Here is a 17,723-nt window from a genome sequence, read left to right as displayed (position 1 = left end):
GCTTTTAAACGAACTATTCATGCATAAAGGCTATATAAAAACAGCGGCTTTTTTAGGTGCTTTATCGGTAATGTTGGGTGCATTTGCTGCACACAAATTGAAGCAAATATTAACCGAGCAATCGCTTAATACCTTTGAAACAGGTGTACGTTACCAAGTGTATCATGTATTTGCCTTAGCGCTTACAGCCCTTATCTACAAAGAATTTAACAACAAACTAATTTCAGCAGCAGGTATTTTATTTATGCTAGGTATAGGCTTTTTTAGTGGTTCTTTGTATTTGCTTACCTACTTTTCAGCGCAAGGTATAATTGGTTATGAATGGGTTGGTGCTATTACACCTATTGGTGGATTGTTTTTTATTATTGGTTGGCTGTGTTTATCGCTTGGGGTAAAATACAAATAGTCAATAGTCAATGGTCATTTGCCATCAATGATTATATGATTATAGAAATAAATTCTAAACCTTCTATCAATCAAGCATGAAAAAACTTGTACCTTATTTATTGTTGATAGTATTGGCAATAGTAGTGTTGGCTATTAAAAAATGTAAGCAATCTGCCACAGCAAACAATCCCTCAAAAAAGCAAACAACTGTTGTTGCGCCAGATGTAAAACAACCTCGTGGTTTAAATAGACACCCATCGCAAATTAATTATAGTAAACATGCCCAATGTAGAATGGCTTGCCGCCACATTGATGCCTCTGAAATACAAGATATTTTAGAAAATGGCACAATCAATTATAAAAAAAGTGAACTACAAGGTGAGGATTGTAGAAAGAAATATGCAGTAGAAGGGTATAGTAAAGACAACCAACATTTACGCGTAATATTTGCGCCCTGCGCAGATGAAGTAACCGTTGTAACTTGTATTGATATTGGTACCGAATGGGCTTGTGATTGTAAATAGTGAAAGGTGGGTGGTGAATGGTGAATGGTGAGAAGTGAAAGGTTAAGTTTAAAAGAGACAGTTCTCTAAACTTTGTTAAAACAATCAATACAACAAGATGTAACGCCTATTCTAAAGTTAAATACATCAACTCATCAAGATGAGTAGCCTATTCTAAAGTTAAAACCATCAACTCAACAAGATGAGTAGCTTGTTTTAAAGTTACAATCATCAATTCACCAATACGAGTTGTTATAAAATACTTAATATTTCATTTTTCTACAACTACCTATCACTTAGTGCAAACTGCATTTCAGTTTTTCCACCCAATCAACTATGTTTGCGAACGTCTTTAAAAAAATAACGAATGAACTTTACCAAGATTAACAACCTCGTTGGTTGGGCTGTATGTTTATTAGCTTGTACTGTTTACATTTTAACATCCGAAGCTGGTGGCAGTTTTTGGGATTGTGGTGAATTTGTAAGTAGCTGTTTTAAAGTGCAAATTCCTCACCCACCTGGGGCGCCATTATTTGTACTATTAGGTAGAATTTTTATTGTGTTATTTGGTGACGATCCTAACACAGCAGCAAAAGCGGTAAATATCATGAGTGCTTTGGCTAGTGGTTTTACCATCTTGTTTTTGTTTTGGACAATCACACACTTTGCTCGTAGAATAGTGAAGTTAGATGTTACTGAAAACATGACTGGCTACCAAATTTGGAGCGTTATGGGTGCTGGTGTAGTAGGTGCTTTGGCCTATACATTTAGCGATAGTTTTTGGTACAGTGCTGTAGAAGGTGAGGTATATGCTATGAGTTCTTTCTTTACGGCCATTGTATTTTGGGCAATATTAAAATGGGAACACGAAGCCGATAAGCCTGGTGCTGATAGATGGATTGTGTTGATTTTCTTTTTAATGGGCTTATCGATAGGTGTACACTTGTTAAACTTGTTGACTATTCCTGCCATTGTAATGGTGTATTACTACAAAAAACAAGCAAGCTTTAACTATGCAGCTATTCGTAAATGGTTTGTAATACTGCTAGCTGCGGGTGCGGTTGTTGGTTTTATTGGCGGTTTATACCTAGCGCAAAAAGAAGTAAGCGAAGAGCGTGGTATAACATCAGATGCAACTTATGCTGGCTTAGTAATTTTAGGCACAATTGCTGCTTTTGGCTTTTTATATTTTGTTGAAGGATTGAATAAAGCTAAAAAAGCATTATACGGTGGTGTGTATATTTTTTTCATCATTGGTTGTGTGATTACTGGCATCGTACAAGTTGCAGTTATTCAAAGTAGCATTGGTTTGGCTGGTGCTTTCGATAGAGCATTGGTAAATAGTTTTGGCTTGCCATTTTTCAGTGGCTTTACCACATTCTTTATTTTATTAGCAGTTTTAATTTGGGTAGGCTTGCGTTTTGCAACTAAAAAAGGGTGGGCTTATTTGCGTTTAGCATTGTGGTGTTTTACGTTTATGTTAATAGGGTACAGTACTTATTTAACTACCATGATTCGTAGTAGTGCCGATCCTTCAGTAGATATGTACAATGTAGATAATCCAATGAGTTTGGTGGGTTATTTAGGTCGTGAACAATACGGTGATTTTCCTTTAGTTTATGGTCAAAAGTTTACTGCACAACCTGCTAATTACAAGCAAGGTGCGATGAAATACCAAAAAGGTAAAGACAAGTACATTGAAATTGGTAGAGACTTTGGTTATGTGTATCAGCCAGAAGATAAAATGGTTTTCCCTCGTGTTTGGGACGCAAGTAACGACCAAAATCACGCTGATTACTATGGTTATTTCTTAGATATCAATAAAAATAAAGACGGCTCTTACGAACGTGCCCCTAACCAAGGTGATAATATCAAATTCTTCGTTGGCTATCAATTCTACTGGATGTATTTCCGCTACTTTATGTGGAATTTCTCTGGCAAACAAGATGATGTACAAGGCTTATTTAATGGTAATGTACGTGATGGTAACTGGATTACAGGAATTGGTTTAATTGATAACTTAATATATGGTGACCAAAGTTCATTACCTGACAGTATCAAAAACAATAAAGCACATAACAAATTATTCTTATTGCCATTCATCTTAGGCTTAATTGGTTTATTCTACCAGTTTAAGCAAAAAGGTGACGACGCTTTCGTTAATTTCTTATTGTTTTTCTTCACAGGTTTTGCCATTGTTATTTACCTAAACCAAGCAGGTTATCAGCCACGTGAACGTGACTATGCTTATGTAGGTAGCTTCTATGCGTTTGCTGTTTGGATTGGTATTGGCGTATTGAAAGTAAGAGATTGGATTGCAAAAGCAGTTTCTCAAACTACTGCTGCATCAATTGCTACAGTAGTATGTTTACTAGCCGTGCCAGCAATTATGGCACAGCAAGAGTGGGATGACCATGATAGAAGTAAGAAAGTATTGGCTAGAGATTTAGCAAAAGACTATTTAGAAAGTTGTGCACCAAATGCTATTTTAATGTCTTTCGGTGATAACGATACTTATCCATTGTGGTATGCACAAGAAGTAGAAGGTATTAGAAAAGATGTACGTGTTATCAACAACAGTTTGTTAGGCATCGATTGGTACATCAACCAATTACGTTACAAAGTAAATGAAAGTGATTCTATAGATGTGATTTGGAGTGCTGACCAAATTGAAGGCTCTAAAATGAATTACATCCGCTACAAACCAAACCCTGCAATACCAGAAACCAAATTCTACGACTTGTACGACATGATGAAAAATTATGTTGGTGGTAAAGTAGGTGCAGAAGATCAAGGTGATGGTAATGCAGAACCAACTTTCCCTGTAAGAAAAGTATCTGTACCTGTAGATAAAGCCGTGGTACTTGCTAATAAAACTGTTAACGCAAAAGACAGCGTTGTAAGTGAATTACAATTTGAAATTCCAAAAGGTGCTTTAATGAAAAATGACCTTGCGGTTTTAAACATTATTGCAGCTAACAAATGGAAACGCCCTATTTACTTTACATCACCTTACGGTGAGCTTGGCTTTGGTAAATATTTACGTAAAGATGGCTTAAGCTACCGTTTAGTACCTGTAGAAAATGACGAAATCAATGCTGATTGGGCAATGGATAAAATGATGAACAAATTTGCCTTTGGTAATGCAGACTTAAAAGGTGTGTATTACGATGAAGAAAACCGTCGTCATTTGAATTCTATTCGTACTGCTTACGGTGAATTGGCAAGTTATTTAGCAGCAAAAAATAGAAAAGATGAAGCTAAAAAAGTGCTAAATAAAGTAGACAAAGGTATGCTTGAAGAAAACTTTGCTTATGGCATGGTAAGCCGTGGTAATACGCATAATAGATACAGCTTGATGTTCTTAAATGCTTGTTACATGGCAGAAGATAAAGCATTAATTAAGAAAGTGTCTGAGTCTGTAAAGAAAGATTTGCAACAGCAAATTAAATACTACAACAGCCTTGATGGCCGTAATGCTGAGAATATGGCTGAAGAAAGGCGCATGGCTGAAAGCTATTTGCAAGCATTAGACCAAATGGAAAAACAATACACGCAACCAGCTAAAGTTGGTATACCAGAAGTAGGTACACAAGCAATAAAAGATAGTGGTAAATAAAATCACTCATCGATATTTAAAAAGCCTCGCAACTAATAACTGCGAGGTTTTTTTATTGTAAGATGCGTTCTTCATTTTGCATAAAAAAAGCCACTCGTAGAAAAAAGTGGCTTTAACCAAAACTAACTGCCTGTATGTTAACTAATTATAAAATTGCAATTTCTTTAGGTGCAACTTTCACTTCTTCTTTTTTTGGTAAGTACAGTTTCAAAATACCGTTTTCGTATTTGGCTTGTATAGCATCTGCATTTACTTTTTCATCTAGTGTAAAGCTGCGCTTGAAGCTTTTAAAGCTAAATTCTCTGCGTAGAGTTTTGTAGTCTTTGTTTTCTACTGCTTCTTTTTGTTCAAAAGCAATGGTGAGTAAATTGTTGTCAATGCTCACTTTAAAATCTTCTTTGTTTCTACCTGGTACATTTAATTCTACATGGTAGCCATCAGTGGTTTCGTGAATATTTACCGCTGGTGCAAAATGGTTGTGTACTTGGTCTTTACCCCAATGTGCAGGAAAGCCATTAAAAAGTTCATCAACTAAGAAATTAAAGTTTGCTGGATTTCTTTTTACGAGTGTCATAATTGTATTTTTTTGTTTTTTGAAATAATTGTTTTCTGATGGTTAATAATTCAAATAGTGTTCCATTGGCTGAAAAAGTCCTTTAATTATGCCACTATGGCTTCTTTTGATTTTTAAAAGTGTCAATATGGCGCTTTCGATAGTCGAAAAAAGGCAAATTGACGTTTAGAACTTTCATGCAGTGCTCATTTTTCTCTTATTTTTGCATTATCAATTAAAAGAAGATTTATTATGTATCCAGCAGAAATAGTTTTACCAATGAAAGCCGAGTTAACTGACGGCGGATTTGCAGATTTGAATACACCAGAATTAGTAAACGATACTTTAAAGCAATCAGGTACAACTTTAGTAGTTGTAAACTCTGTTTGTGGTTGTGCTGCAGGTAGTTGCAGACCAGGTGTGTTGATGGCGGTACACAATGCAGCTAAAAAACCTGATAATTTAGCAACTGTATTTGCAGGTTTTGATGTTGCAGCCGTTAATCAAGTAAGACAACATTTATTGCCTTACCCACCATCTTCACCAGCTATTGCGTTGTTTAAAGACGGTGCGTTGGTAAGTATGGTAGAGCGTCACCAAATTGAAGGTAGATCTGCACAAATGATTGCACATCATTTAATAGCAGAATTCGAAAAATATTGTAATTAAGAGCGTTTTTTAGATGGGTTAGTTAGTAAATGGCCTCGTATATTCATGCGAGGCTTTTTTATTGAGGCTATTGTGTAAATTAACTAACATTGCAGTCGCATTGCCTATAATCAATATTATACAAACATTATGTATCCCAATTTATATTACGTATTCAAAGATTTTTTTGGTGTAGAATGGCGCGGTTTAAAGTTGGTCAATTCTTTTGGATTTTTTGTTGCCATTGCATTTTTAACGGCCGCTTATGTGGTTACACAAGAGCTTAAACGCAAGCAACAACAAGGATTACTTGGCTATACCGAGGAGAAAATTATGGTTGGTGCACCTGCATCAATAGCCGAATTAATTATTAATTTTTTACTGGGTTTTGTGTTTGGTTTCAAAATTATTGGTGCATTTATTATTACCGATGCTTTTAATGATCCACAATCGTTTATTTTATCATCACAAGGTTATTTGCCTACAGGTATTGTGCTAGGTGGTTTATTTGCATGGCTAAAATGGCGTGAGAAAAACAAAGAAAAACTAGCTAAGCCTGAACAGCGTACGATACGTATTTGGCCGCAAGATAGAGTAGGTGACTTGGTAATTTTTGCTGCTGTCTTTGGTTTTTCAGGTGCAAAAGTGTTTCATAACCTTGAGAATTGGAACGAATTTATGAGAGACCCAATTGGTTCTCTGATTTCCTTTAGTGGCTTAACGTTTTATGGTGGGTTAATCTGTGCAGGTTTAGCCATTGTATTTTATGCACGCAAACATAAAATTGCCATTCCTCATTTAGCTGATGCATTTGCACCTGCTTTAATGCTTGCCTACGCTATTGGTAGAATTGGTTGCCATGTAAGTGGTGATGGTGATTGGGGTATTTTAAACAGCGCTTTCGTAAACACCAGTACTGGTGCAGTAGTGCCTGCTAGTGCAGAGCAGTTTAATGCCACTTTATTGGCAAATCAAGGCTTTTATATCAACCAGTTTAAGAGTTTAGAGGCTGTAAAACATATCAGTGTGCAACCGTTTTGGCATTTGCCAGATTGGTTGTTTGCCTATAATTATCCGCACAATGTTATTAACGAAGGCGTAAAAATTATCGGTTGCGATGGGCAATATTGCTCTCAATTACCACTACCTGTTTTTCCTACTGCTTTTTACGAGGTAATTGTTTGTACGGTATTATTTCCAATTCTTTGGGCTAGTCGTAAAAGTTTGAAATTACCCGGTCAAATGTTTGGCTTTTATTTTATTTTAAATGGTATTGAACGTTTTACTATTGAGAAAATAAGGGTAAATACTAAATACGAAGGCTTGCCTTTTCAACCTACACAAGCAGAGTTAATTGCAACTTTGTTAATTATTGCTGGTATTGTAATTATGGTTATTGCCAGCAAAAAAACTACAAAAGTTACAGCTTAAGCGCTTTTGTAAATCTTGGTTTTATTTATTTTAAATGTATTCTATGAAGTTGGATATTTTGGCTATTGGTGTGCATCCAGATGATGTAGAACTAGGCTGTAGTGGTACTATTGCAAGTGCTATTGCCGAAGGCAAAAAAGTGGGCATTGTAGATTTAACCCAAGGCGAACTTGGCACTAGAGGTACTGTAGAAACACGCTATGCAGAAGCATCGGCAGCAGCTAAAATTTTAGGTGTGGCTGTAAGAGAAAATTTAAAAATGGCTGATGGCTTTTTTCAAAATGATGAAGCACATCAACGATTGGTAATTACCGCCATTAGAAAATATCAACCAGAAATTATTCTGTGCAACGCACCAGAAGATCGTCACCCTGACCATGGTCGTAGCGCTAAACTAGTATCGGATGCGGCTTTTTTAAGTGGCTTGCGTAAAATTACAACCAATTACAATGGTGCTTATCAAGAGGCTTGGCGACCCAAATATGTGTTTCACTATATTCAAGATAGATTCATACAGCCTTCATTTGTGGTAGATATATCAACGCACTTTGAAACAAAAATTGCTTCTATTTTGGCTTATACTACACAATTTAACAGCCCAAGTACAGACGAGCCGCAAACTTATATTTCTTCACCACAGTTTCTTGAAACTGTTAAAGCTAGAGCCATGATGCTTGGTAAAAGAATAGGTGTACAGTACGGTGAGGGTTTTATATCTGAAAAAGTAATTGGGGTAAACTCTTTAGATGCTTTTGTACAAAACGTAACATAAAACGCCCCTTTAAGCAATTAAAGGAGCGTTTTTTATTAGTTGGAAAACAGAAGTACTAACATTTAATCTTATCTAATAAGTACCGATGTTCCATTTAGGTTTACTACTTTCTTAGTGTCAGTATCGGTATAGGTTAAGTACCAAACGTATGCACCTGAAGGCTGTAAAATGCCATTAATTCTTCCATCCCATTTTTTCTGCCAATTCGTTGTTTCAAATACCACATTACCCATGCGGTTAAACACCTTAAACTGCAAATTCTCAGTTTTGTAAGCATTCAATGGGCCTAAGTAATCGTTTAAGCCATCATTGTTTGGCGTAAAGCCTGTGGGCACCGCTATATAGCAGGATTTTAGTACCATTACGTCGTGGCTTGTAGTGCTAGTGCAGCCAATATTGTTAGCCACAGTTAAGCGAATAGTGTATTTACGTTGCGTAACATTGGTTGGTATTGGGTAGCTAATATTGGTTGGGTTTTGCAATGCGCTGCGTACACCGCTACCAAAATCCCATGCATAGCTTACTATTTTACCAGTGCTTGCATTAGAAATCAGCCAAGGTTCGTTAGGGCAAATGTATTCGGGTGCTTCAAAAATGGCTTTTACAGTGTCAAACGTAAGTGTTATAGGCGTTGTAAAAGTATCGCTGCAAGCACCATTGGTTACAATGAGTTGTACTGTAAAATTACCCGCATTTGGAAATACCAATAAAGGATTTTGCAAAGCAGATGTTCTACCATCGCTTATTTTCCAATCCCATTTGTTTACGCTGTTGTTACCGTTGTGCGCAAATTGGATATTATCATTATTGCAACCCAATGTAATATTGTAAGTGAATAGTGCATTTACCGTATCTAAAGTTGAAAACGTTTTGTTGCCACCTGCCAAGCTTTCTACACCGCAATCATTAATCAACACATTACCATCGCTACCTCTTTTTAGGTAAATGGCAAACGAACCTGCTGTATAAATAGGTTGAGAGAAATTAACTGTGATGCTATTCGTTAAGCCAGCATTGTTACAATTACCCGTTGCGCTTACTATGTTAATTGCTGATGTGCCAATGATATTAAAATCACTACCATCTGCTGCTATTGAACTACAATCTATAGGGCCACTAAAGTGTAATACCAATTGCTGTGGCTTGCAGGCTGCTTTAGAAACGCTATCTAAAGTAGCTGGTAAATTCGCCTTTACAGTAACTGTTTCAGTCAGTGTATCGGTACAGCCAAGTGCATTGGCCACTACTAAGCGAATGTTGTACTGAAGTTGTTGCGCAGAAGTAGGGTAGGCATAAGGCAGCGGATTTCTCTGTGTGCTGCTAGTGCCATTACCAAAATCCCAAGTGTAGCTCACTATTTTACCCGTACTATTATTTGCGATAGCCCAATTTGTAGTAGGACAAATTGGATTAGGAAAATCAAATACAGCTTTTACCGTATCAAATTGCTGTACTATGGTTTGTGTAGACGTATCGTTACAAGTGCCATTGCTTACAATTAGTTGCACATTTTGGGTACTTGCATTTGGCACTGTTACATTGGGATTTTGCTCTGTCGAAACTCCTGTTGCACCAAAATTCCAGTTCCATTGATTGATATTATTGAAACCACTTTGTGTAAAGCGAATAATATTATTAACACAGCCAGAATCTATTTTGTAACTAAACTTAGCCGAAACTGTATCTATAGTTGTAAAGCCAATACTGGTTCCATTCGCAACCGAAATACCACAATCGTTCAATAGCACATTACCATCGCTGCCAGTTTTGGTATTAATGGTATAGTTGCCACCAAGTGTTATTGGTTGCGTTAAATTCAAGATTATTAAGTTGGTTAAGCCACTAGCATTGCAAATGCCACTAGCACTTTTTACAGTTACATTGCTTGCGCCGGTAATGGTAAAATCGCTACCATCTAAGGCTATACTGCTACAGCTTACCAAATTGTTGAGCCTTACGGTAATAGTTTGTGGGGCACAAGCAGCTTTTATTACAGAATCTAGCAGTACGGTAGGGTTGCCCTTTACTTCTACCGCATGAGTTACAGTGTCTTTACAGCCAAGGGCGTTGCTTACTATTAGGCGTATGTTGTACATCTGCTTGGTGGCTTGTAAGGCATAGGCAAATGGTGCTGGGCTTTGCGCAGTGCTAGTAGTGCCATTGCCAAAATCCCAATTATAAATGGTGATATTGCCTGTGCTTGTATTAGTAATAGACCAACTATTGGTAGGGCACACACTAGCTGGGGTAATAAAAATAGCTTTTACGGTATCAAATTTTTGTACCAATACTTCTATGTACGAGTTGGTACAAACGCCATTACTTACCGTAAGCTTTATTGTAGTGGTGCTAGAATTAGGCAACACAATATCTGCATTTTGTAAGGTACTACTGCTGCCATTGCTAAAGTTCCAAAGCCAGCTATTAGTGCCGCTATTGCCATTGTGTTTAAAGTGTACAGTATTGTTTACGCAGCCACTATCTATGGTATAGGTAAATTTAGCCGATACGGTATCAATAGTGGTAAAATTGAGTAAAGAGCCTATTGGTGTTTCTTTGTTACAATCTGTTAAAATGGTATTGCCATCTACACCTTTTTTAAGGCTAATGGTAAATAAACCAGCGGTATTAATTGATTGGGCAAGACTTACAACAATTGTATTGGTAAGCCCATTTGTATTACAATTGCCCGCAGCTTTTGTAATACTTACCGATGCAGGGCCACTTATGGCAAAATCACTACCATCTGCAGCAATAGAACTACAGCGCACAAAATCGCTTAGTTTGATAGTAATATCTTTTGGTGCACAAGCAGCTTTACTTAAGCTATCCATGGTGGCTGGTGAAATAGAATTTACCACAAAACCAATAGTATCGCCAACGGCTATACTATTATCGCAGTTGTCTAGTATAGTATTGCCATCGCTACCGTTTTGGGCGGTAATAAAAGCATAGCCGGGCGGCAAAGGTGTATTTAGAGTCAGTACTATCGAATCCATATCAAAGCCCGATGTACAATTAACACCCACAGCACTTGTAATGCTTACACTACCATTGCTAATGCTAAAGTCACTACCGTTTGCTGTAAGGCTTTTGCATTTCATGAACTTGTTTAATTTTATGCTAATTGTTTGCCCCGTACAGGTTGCTGTTGCTTTAGAAAACTTAGGTGTTACAGTATCGGTAATGCTAGAAGTGCCACCGCCAAACGACAGCTTATAACCAGCTTGAGAAGAGGATGCATTGCTTACCATCAATAAATAATCATGCCCTTGAATAAGCGTAGGCATAGAGCTAATATTGGAAGTTGTAGGTCCTTGACAGTTACTTAGCCTATTGCCTGTGGCATTTGCGCCGGTTAGTGGCCCATTACTGCTCCAATTGCACGATACAAACATGCTTGCATCTGTGTACACGTCTACTGGATTTTTACCTGTAATATCAAATATTTGCCAGTCATAGTCATCGCTATTACTGTTGGGTTGAATAAGAAAGCCTAAAGTGCCACCTTTGAAGCAAGTGAATTTGTACCAAAATGGTCGAACATCTGTGTAAAAGTTTGTTTCAGGACATGCTGGTACTGGTATTACTCTGCCAGAGCAATTGGGTATTGATGTTTGCGTTAGAATATTGGCACCACATATTGGAAAAGCCGTACTAGGCGTTTGCCCAAGCACAGTACAGCCATTTTGTGCATGTAAATTGCTATAAAGTAATAGCGTTAATAACAATTGTAGATACTTTGTCATGATACTGCTTCAAAAATAGCCAAATGCGGTATGTTTTCAACACCTTATAGTAAAATAACAATAAAATGTAGAAAATCAACGCAAATAGTGGGGTAGGTCATAGGTCATAGGTTATAAGGAGAAGTGAGAGAATGAACTCAAAATAAAAAAAGCCAATCACCCATGACCCACGACCCATGAACTATGAACTATCACCTCACTCTACAATTAAAATTCACTTCATCTATATGACCACGGCTTATGTGCTGAGCTTTGGTAACTGCTGCGTGGCAAGCTAGGGTAGCAGTCGCCTGATAATCAATTAGTTTACGCATCTATTTCAAAACTTGGTATTGCTTTTTTGTTTTTCCTATTTACTTATACCAAAGTGATTGCGTGGTACATTGTGAATTGTAGATACTCTTAATAACTAGTGACGTTCTGCAATGCTGAGAATCCTTTCTGATTTGCGAACAGTAAGCTTGTTTTAAACAGGATACTTCTAAAAAGACGGCTAAGTTGGTTGGTTATTTTTTTGACTTGATACAATGATAACCATATAAACGGTAATCTGAATTTATCACATGTCAATGATTAGAAGAAGTAGGGCACAGTGTTTTAAGTAAGAACTTGCCATCAATTATCCTAACGCTGCAACAACCGCTTCATAAGTTGCTTCATCGCTTAAAGCTTGCGGTATAAATGTTTCGCCAATAATGGTTTCGTAAAGCTCAATGTAGCGTTTGCTAATGGTATCAATCCATTCTTCACTCATATGCGGTACTGTTTGGCCTTCTTTGCCCATAAAATCATTTGCAATTAGCCATTCACGTACAAACTCTTTGCTTAATTGCTTTTGTCTTTCGCCAGCGGCTTGTCTTTCTTCAAAACCATCAGCATAAAAATATCTACTACTATCAGGTGTATGAATTTCATCCATTAAGTAAATGGTATCGCCTATTTTACCAAACTCATACTTGGTATCTACTAGTATTAAGCCTTGTTTAGCAGCTAGCATTTTGCCAAAGGCAAATAATTCCAAAGCATATTTTTCTAAAACAGCCCAATCTGCTTCGCTTGCTAGGCCTTGTGCAATAATCTCTTCTTTGCTGATGTCTTCATCATGCCCTTCACTAGCTTTAGTGCTAGGTGTAATAATAGGCGTTGGAAAAAAATCATTTTCTTTCATGCCTTCAGGCAATGTTACACCACACAATGTTCTACTACCAGAACTGTAGGTGCGCCATGCATGGCCAGTAAGGTTACCACGTACCACCATTTCTATTTTAAAAGGCTCGCAACGCTTGCCTATACTTACGTTTGGTGCAGGTATAGTTTGTAACCAATTTGGGCAAATGTGCTTTGTAGCTTCAAGCATGTAAGCAGCAATTTGGTTAAGCACTTGCCCTTTATATGGTATTGGGCTTGGTAAAATAACATCAAATGCTGAGATGCGATTACTTGCAATCATTACTAAAGTATCGCTACCAATGCTATATACATCACGTACTTTACCCTTGTAATAGTTGGTTTGTTGTGGAAATTGAAATGCTGACATGCGCCAAAAGTAATGCCTCAAAATTTGCCTTTTAACAATGAGATTTTTTTTTTCTTAACAAGCTGTTATTTTTGTGAACAAATAAATTTTTTATGGTTAGCTAAACAACTATTACTTTGCTAATCAATTAGTTTTCTTTTTCTTAACATAAATTGCCATTATGAAACAGCTACATCGCTTATGCGTTGCACTTGCATTGTTTACCCTAACCTCTACAGTTGCATTTGCGCAATCTTCTACTACCGTAACAGGTAGCGTTACAAACAATAAATCTAAAGAGGCTTTATCAGCCGTATCGGTAACTATCAAAGGTGGTACAGCAGGTACTTTTACCGATGATAAGGGTAATTTTAAGTTTACAACTACACAAAAACCACCATTTACACTTGTTATTAGTTCTGTAGGTTATGCAGCTAAAGAAGTTATTTTTACTGGTTCTAGCGTATCAGTTGGTTTAGAAACAAGTTTTGTTTTAGGTGAAGAAGTAGTAGTTTCTGCTTCTAGAGTACCTGAGCGTATTTTAGAATCTCCAGTTTCTATTGAAAGAATTAGCAGTGCTAACATTCGTCAATCACCTGCAAGTAACTATTACGATATTGTAGGTAATATGAAAGGCGTAGACGTTACTACTTCTAGCTTAACTTTTAAAACTGTGAGTACTCGTGGTTTTAACAGTAGCGGTAATTTACGTTTAAACCAAATTATGGATGGTATGGATAACCAAGCACCTGGTTTAAACTTTGCGGTTGGTAGTATCATCGGTTTAACTGAATTAGATGTTGATAACGTAGAGTTATTGGCTGGCGCTAGTTCTGCATTATATGGCCCTGGCGGTATGAATGGTACATTATTAATTAACAGTAAGAATCCATTTAAATACCAAGGCTTAAGTTTTCAAATTAAAACTGGTGTAAACCATGTTGATAGCAAACAAAGAGACCGTGCTGCTTTCAATGATTGGAATTTGCGTTGGGCTCAAAAATTATCTGAAAAATGGGCTTTCAAAATCGGTGCTTCATTTACGCAAGCAGTTGATTGGTTAGGTAATGATAACAGAAACTTTTTAACTGGTGCTGGCGGCGATAGAACCACTGGCAAAACTATTGCTGGCGATAGAACAGATCCTGCTTACGATGGTGTGAATGTGTATGGTGATGAAACAAATTTTGTGAATAATGTACTTACTGCACCAGCATTTGCACCATTGGTGAATGCGGGTGTGAATTCTTTTCAAAAATTTGTGGGTTATCTTGGTAGCAGTGTTCCAAGTGCTACTCTTCTTCCAATTTTGGGTTCAATTTCACCTACTCAAAATATTTCTAGAACTGGTTATGATGAAAAAGATGTAGTAAGCCCACTAACAGTAAATGTGAAATTAACTGGTGCGCTACACTATAAAATAACGGACAACTTAGAAGCATCTTTAACTGCTAACTACGGTATTGGTAATACAGTTTATACTGGTTTAGGTAGATATTCATTGAAAAACTTCAGAATTGGTCAATACAAATTGGAGTTAAAATCTAAAAACTGGTATTTACGTGCTTACACTACACAGGAAGATGCTGGTGATAGCTATAATGCCTCAGCTGCAACACAGTATTTTAATGAAGCAGTTAAGTCAAGCGGTACTTGGTTTTCACAATATTCTCAAGTTTATTTACAAAATCGTGTAGCTGGCAACACCGATGCAGGTGCTCATGCCGCGGCAAGAGCTTTCGCTGATGCAGGCAGACCAACTGGTAACTTATTAGACAATGCAATATTTAATAAAGTAATTACGACTCCAATTTCTAAAGGTGGTGGTTTGTTCGTGGATAAAACTGCCTTGTACATGTATGAAGGTCAATACAATTTAACCGAAGCTTTAGGGCTTGCAAAAACTGGTACAGAATTTTTAATTGGCGGTAATTACAAAGAATACCGTTTAAATTCAGAAGGCACTTTATTTGCAGATACTGCTGGTAAAATTAAGATTGGTGAATACGGTGCTTATGGTCAGTTGTCTCAAAAAATGTTTAAAGACGTATTGAAATTAACCGTTTCTGGCCGTTACGATAAAAATGAAAATTTTGCTGGTCGCTTTACACCACGTGCTTCTGCAGTAATTAAAGTTGCAAAAGATCAAAACATTCGTGCTTCTTACCAACAAGCTTACCGTTTTCCTTCTACACAAAATCAGTGGATTAAGTTAGATGTTGGTCAAGCGATACTTTTAGGTGGGTTACCACAATTAAGAAATTATGTATTTGGTAGTAGCCCTGTAATTGATGTTAGAACGGGTGCACCTGCTGTTTTTGGTGAGTTTAAACCGGAAACAGCTACTTCTTATGAGGTTGGTTACAAAGGTTTGATTGGTAAAAAATTATTGTTAGACGTATATGGTTACACAGCTTCTTACGATAATTTTATTGGTGGTACTAATGTATTTAATAAAGGTAGGGTGTATCAAGTTTCTGTCAATAGCACTGGTAAAGTAACTACACGTGGTTACGGCGTTTCATTAGATTATTTATTACCACAAAACTTTACTGTTGGTGCTAATTTCTACTCAGATGAAATTTCTGAAAGTCCAGCTGGTTTTATTACTTTCTTCAATACACCAAAATACCGTGCTAATGTTACTCTAACTAACACTGGTTTCGGTACTGACAAGCGTTTTGGCTTTAGCTTAGTGTACAGATGGCAAGATAGCTTCTACTACGAAGGTACTTTTGGTGCAGGTACATTGCCATCAGTTACTACATTAGATGGTCAAATTAGCTACAAATTCCCTGCAACTAAATCAATTTTGAAAATTGGTGCAACCAATATGTTCAATAAATACTACACCAATGGTTTTGGTAATGCACAAGTAGGTGGTTTATACTATGCTAGCTTTGCATTTAATGTGTTTTAATTGATTATAAACACTTTATATAGAAATCCCTCAGAGAAATCTGGGGGATTTTTTGTTATAACCAGGTGTTTAAAATAGTATAATAAATAAAATTTTGGTTGATTTTTTTACTGCACAAACCTATATTTTTGCAACTCAATTTTTAAAAAGACTATACATGCGTTCAATAGCTTTTAGAGAGGCTCTACGAGAAGCCATGAGTGAGGAAATGAGAAGAGATGAAAGAGTGTTTTTAATGGGTGAAGAAGTTGCTGAGTACAATGGTGCTTACAAAGTAAGCCAAGGTATGTTAGCAAAATTTGGTCCAAAACGTGTGATTGATACACCAATTGCTGAACTTGGTTTTGCTGCAATTGCTGTAGGTGCTGCGCAAAATGGATTGTTACCAATCGTAGAATTTATGACATGGAACTTTGCCGTGTTGCCACTTGACCAAATCCTAAACACTGCATCTAAAATGCTTGCAATGAGCGGTGGTCAAATTGGTTGCCCTATTGTATTTAGAGGTCCTGGTGGAAGTGCTGGTCAGTTAGGTGCGCAACATTCTACAGCTTTTGAAGCATTGTATGCAAATATTCCAGGTCTTAAAGTAGTGTCGCCTTCTAATGGTTACGATGCAAAAGGTTTATTGAAACAAGCGATTCGCTACGAGAAAGATCCTGTAATGTTTATGGAAAGTGAAGTAATGTATGGCGATAAATGTGAAGTACCTGAAGAAGAGTACTACATACCAATTGGTAAAGCTGATATCAAAAAATATGGTACTGATGTAACTATCGTATCGTATAACAAAATGATGAAAGTGGCTTTAGGTGCTGCTGCTGAGCTTGAAAAAGAAGGTATCAATGCTGAGGTAATCGATTTGCGTTCAATCCGTCCTTTAGATTGGAAATGTATTTTAGAAAGCGTTAAGAAAACAAATCGTTTGGTGATTGTTGAAGAACAATGGCCATTTGCGTCTGTAAGTTCTGAAATTACTTACCGTATTCAAAAAGAAGGTTTTGATTATTTAGATGCACCAATTCGTAGAATTACAAGCGCCGATGCGCCAATGCACTACGCACCAAACTTAGCAGCACTAGCAATACCTGATGTAGCTAGAACTGTGAAACTTGTAAAAGAGGTTGTAGGTAAATAATAACCAACACAAATAATACTTTAAAAGCCCGAAACGTACATTACATTTCGGGCTTTTTATTGGAAAAATATAACTGAAAACATTAGTTAAAAGCAATATTGCTTTTGTCTAGCGTTCTTTTTTCAAAGGGAATATTTAGATAAAGTTGATCTTCTATAAACATATCAAACTCGTATTGACCGTCTTCAAGATGCGTCATACGTAGCTGTACATTATAGCCAGAGAAATTACCTTTTCGAATTAATTTATTCGCTTGGTTTCTTATAACGTAAGTAATACAGTTCTTTAATAGTGAGGCTCTGTTTACATTTACCATCATCAAATCATACACAATTTCTGTGATAGAAATGTCAGTTTTGTTTAAGGTTGTCATGATAAATTAAGGGGTATTTAATCTTGGTGACGTAATTTAGTAACCTTTTCAGTTGTTAACAAATTTTTCACATTATTATTTTATAAACATTTGAATATTCTTTTTGTTAATGTG

At 36.7% G+C, this 17,723-nt stretch carries 13 protein-coding genes; 8 read left to right on the top strand and 5 right to left on the bottom strand.

The window, feature by feature from the left end:
* Positions 1 to 19 precede the first annotated feature (19 nt).
* From ACT9TX_RS03430 to ACT9TX_RS03420, 3 genes are all read left to right on the top strand, one after another.
* A complete protein-coding gene (locus ACT9TX_RS03430) occupies positions 20 to 406 on the top strand; it encodes a DUF423 domain-containing protein (RefSeq protein WP_481336807.1) in 387 nt (128 codons plus the stop codon).
* A 76-nt stretch (positions 407 to 482) separates the two neighbouring features.
* On the top strand, positions 483 to 911 hold the full coding sequence (locus tag ACT9TX_RS03425) for a DUF4258 domain-containing protein (protein ID WP_481336806.1): 429 nt from the start codon (positions 483 to 485) through the stop codon (positions 909 to 911).
* Positions 912 to 1,257: 346 nt separating this feature from the next.
* Entirely contained in the window at positions 1,258 to 4,509 is a 3,252-nt protein-coding gene (locus ACT9TX_RS03420) for a protein O-mannosyl-transferase family (RefSeq protein WP_481336805.1), read from the top strand.
* Between the two features lie 145 nt (positions 4,510 to 4,654).
* Here the strand turns inward: ACT9TX_RS03420 and ACT9TX_RS03415 are convergent, their stop codons facing one another.
* Positions 4,655 to 5,083 (bottom strand): Hsp20/alpha crystallin family protein, encoded by a 429-nt coding sequence (locus ACT9TX_RS03415; RefSeq protein ID WP_481336804.1) that lies wholly within the window; start codon positions 5,081 to 5,083, stop codon positions 4,655 to 4,657.
* Positions 5,084 to 5,314: 231 nt separating this feature from the next.
* Here ACT9TX_RS03415 and ACT9TX_RS03410 point away from each other — a divergent pair, with 231 nt between their 5' ends.
* The 3 genes from ACT9TX_RS03410 to bshB1 all read left to right on the top strand — a co-directional run bounded on the left by ACT9TX_RS03410 (position 5,315) and on the right by bshB1 (position 7,913).
* Positions 5,315 to 5,731, top strand: a complete 417-nt coding sequence (locus ACT9TX_RS03410; RefSeq protein ID WP_481336803.1) for a BrxA/BrxB family bacilliredoxin — start codon at positions 5,315 to 5,317, stop codon at positions 5,729 to 5,731.
* A gap of 129 nt (positions 5,732 to 5,860) precedes the next feature.
* Positions 5,861 to 7,141 carry a prolipoprotein diacylglyceryl transferase gene (locus tag ACT9TX_RS03405; protein WP_481336802.1) on the top strand — a complete coding sequence of 427 codons (1,281 nt, stop codon included), beginning with the start codon at positions 5,861 to 5,863 and terminating at the stop codon, positions 7,139 to 7,141.
* Between the two features lie 43 nt (positions 7,142 to 7,184).
* Complete coding sequence (bshB1, locus tag ACT9TX_RS03400) at positions 7,185 to 7,913, top strand: bacillithiol biosynthesis deacetylase BshB1 (RefSeq protein ID WP_481336801.1); 729 nt, start codon at positions 7,185 to 7,187, stop codon at positions 7,911 to 7,913.
* Positions 7,914 to 7,981: 68 nt separating this feature from the next.
* Here the strand turns inward: bshB1 and ACT9TX_RS03395 are convergent, their stop codons facing one another.
* From ACT9TX_RS03395 to ACT9TX_RS03385, 3 genes are all read right to left on the bottom strand, one after another.
* Positions 7,982 to 11,662, bottom strand: a complete 3,681-nt coding sequence (locus tag ACT9TX_RS03395; protein WP_481336800.1) for a PKD domain-containing protein — start codon at positions 11,660 to 11,662, stop codon at positions 7,982 to 7,984.
* Between the two features lie 191 nt (positions 11,663 to 11,853).
* Entirely contained in the window at positions 11,854 to 11,976 is a 123-nt protein-coding gene (locus tag ACT9TX_RS03390) for a hypothetical protein (RefSeq protein WP_481336799.1), read from the bottom strand.
* Between the two features lie 305 nt (positions 11,977 to 12,281).
* The gene (locus ACT9TX_RS03385; RefSeq protein ID WP_481336798.1) at positions 12,282 to 13,199 is read right to left on the bottom strand and encodes a phosphoribosylaminoimidazolesuccinocarboxamide synthase; all 918 of its coding nucleotides are present in this window, start codon (positions 13,197 to 13,199) and stop codon (positions 12,282 to 12,284) included.
* Positions 13,200 to 13,359: 160 nt separating this feature from the next.
* Between ACT9TX_RS03385 and ACT9TX_RS03380 the strand changes: the two genes are divergently transcribed.
* Both ACT9TX_RS03380 and ACT9TX_RS03375 read left to right on the top strand, forming a co-directional pair.
* Complete coding sequence (locus tag ACT9TX_RS03380; RefSeq protein WP_481336797.1) at positions 13,360 to 16,098, top strand: TonB-dependent receptor; 2,739 nt, start codon at positions 13,360 to 13,362, stop codon at positions 16,096 to 16,098.
* 157 nt (positions 16,099 to 16,255) lie between these two features.
* Positions 16,256 to 17,236: a pyruvate dehydrogenase complex E1 component subunit beta gene (locus ACT9TX_RS03375; RefSeq protein ID WP_481336796.1), complete on the top strand. Its 981-nt coding sequence runs from the start codon at positions 16,256 to 16,258 to the stop codon at positions 17,234 to 17,236.
* Positions 17,237 to 17,318: 82 nt separating this feature from the next.
* Here ACT9TX_RS03375 and ACT9TX_RS03370 read toward each other — a convergent pair whose 3' ends face one another.
* A complete protein-coding gene (locus ACT9TX_RS03370; protein ID WP_481336795.1) occupies positions 17,319 to 17,609 on the bottom strand; it encodes a hypothetical protein in 291 nt (96 codons plus the stop codon).
* Positions 17,610 to 17,723 lie beyond the last annotated feature (114 nt).

The organism is Parasediminibacterium sp. HNIBRBA5674 (assembly GCF_056745525.1).
The sequence above is the reverse complement of the archived record's forward strand: the minus strand, read 5'-3'. Positions and strand labels throughout refer to the sequence as shown.

What these genes read in the sequence shown, in the direction of transcription:
- ACT9TX_RS03430 (WP_481336807.1), top strand. Translation starts at nt 20, where the DNA reads ATGCATAAAGGCTATATAAAAACAGCGGCTTTTTTAGGTGCTTTATCG.
- ACT9TX_RS03425 (WP_481336806.1), top strand. Translation starts at nt 483, where the DNA reads ATGAAAAAACTTGTACCTTATTTATTGTTGATAGTATTGGCAATAGTA.
- ACT9TX_RS03420 (WP_481336805.1), top strand. Translation starts at nt 1,258, where the DNA reads ATGAACTTTACCAAGATTAACAACCTCGTTGGTTGGGCTGTATGTTTA.
- ACT9TX_RS03415 (WP_481336804.1), bottom strand. Translation starts at nt 5,083, where the DNA reads ATGACACTCGTAAAAAGAAATCCAGCAAACTTTAATTTCTTAGTTGAT.
- ACT9TX_RS03410 (WP_481336803.1), top strand. Translation starts at nt 5,315, where the DNA reads ATGTATCCAGCAGAAATAGTTTTACCAATGAAAGCCGAGTTAACTGAC.
- ACT9TX_RS03405 (WP_481336802.1), top strand. Translation starts at nt 5,861, where the DNA reads ATGTATCCCAATTTATATTACGTATTCAAAGATTTTTTTGGTGTAGAA.
- bshB1 (WP_481336801.1), top strand. Translation starts at nt 7,185, where the DNA reads ATGAAGTTGGATATTTTGGCTATTGGTGTGCATCCAGATGATGTAGAA.
- ACT9TX_RS03395 (WP_481336800.1), bottom strand. Translation starts at nt 11,662, where the DNA reads ATGACAAAGTATCTACAATTGTTATTAACGCTATTACTTTATAGCAAT.
- ACT9TX_RS03390 (WP_481336799.1), bottom strand. Translation starts at nt 11,976, where the DNA reads ATGCGTAAACTAATTGATTATCAGGCGACTGCTACCCTAGCTTGCCAC.
- ACT9TX_RS03385 (WP_481336798.1), bottom strand. Translation starts at nt 13,199, where the DNA reads ATGTCAGCATTTCAATTTCCACAACAAACCAACTATTACAAGGGTAAA.
- ACT9TX_RS03380 (WP_481336797.1), top strand. Translation starts at nt 13,360, where the DNA reads ATGAAACAGCTACATCGCTTATGCGTTGCACTTGCATTGTTTACCCTA.
- ACT9TX_RS03375 (WP_481336796.1), top strand. Translation starts at nt 16,256, where the DNA reads ATGCGTTCAATAGCTTTTAGAGAGGCTCTACGAGAAGCCATGAGTGAG.
- ACT9TX_RS03370 (WP_481336795.1), bottom strand. Translation starts at nt 17,609, where the DNA reads ATGACAACCTTAAACAAAACTGACATTTCTATCACAGAAATTGTGTAT.